At 60.5% G+C, this 803-nt stretch carries 1 protein-coding gene; it reads right to left on the bottom strand.

The annotated features are described in order from the left end of the window. Window positions 1–686, bottom strand: a 686-nt coding sequence (locus KNO91_RS15220; protein ID WP_214818711.1) for an RNA-guided endonuclease InsQ/TnpB family protein, incomplete at its 3' end; no start/stop codon positions are given. Window positions 687–803: the final 117 nt, after the last annotated feature.

The raw sequence follows: 803 nt of genomic DNA, 5'->3' as shown, positions 1-803 counted from the left end.
TTCCGGCTCCCGGCCTTCTTGCGTGACAGCGTCCGTTGTGCCTTCTTGACCTTTTCTTCGGACTTCCGGAGGAGTCGGGGGTTGTCGATCTTCTCCGAGACCATCGCGTCGTTCGTCATGACGGCGAAGTGTTCCAGACCGAGGTCGATCCCGACCTTGTTCTCGGCTGGGACCCATGGTTCATCGTCCTGTTCGACGAGGATGGAGACAAAGAACTTGTCCGTCCTCGTCATCGAGACCGTCGCCGACCGGATGACGCCCTCGAACGGGCGATGTTGTGTGAACCGCACGAACCCGATCTTCGGCAGCCGGACCTTGCCCGCCTCGATGCGGATCGTACCGTGCTGATTGTTCGTCGTGTAGGAGGCGCGCGACCGTCGTCTCGATTTGAACACCGGGAATCCGCCCGTCCCGGCGAAGAACTTGGCGAACGCCGCATCAAGGTTCAGCTTCGCGTTCGCGAGCGCGAGGCTGTCCGCCTCGGCGAGGAACGGGAACAGGGGCTTGTAGGATGCGGGTGTCGCCGGTTTCCGTCTCGTCACGATCCCCGCTTTCGCCTCCTCGCGGATGGCGATGCGGTCCTCGAGCAGCTTGTTGTAGATGAACCGGGCACAGCCGATGGTCTTGATGAGGAACTCGGCCTGTGCAGGCGTCGGGTAGAGCCGGTATGTATAGCCTTTCAGCATGTCCGTCCCTCCTCCCCTCCGAAGATCGTGATGTGTCTTCCTCATCCGATACCCGTGGAGGGGGAGGGAGAATCTGACGGAATCACGAACTTTTGTTCGTCATATCTGTCACAGGGA

The organism is Exiguobacterium sp. s59 (assembly GCF_018617475.1).
GTDB lineage: Bacteria > Bacillota > Bacilli > Exiguobacteriales > Exiguobacteriaceae > Exiguobacterium > Exiguobacterium aestuarii.
This window is presented reverse-complemented; position numbering and strand designations above follow the sequence as displayed.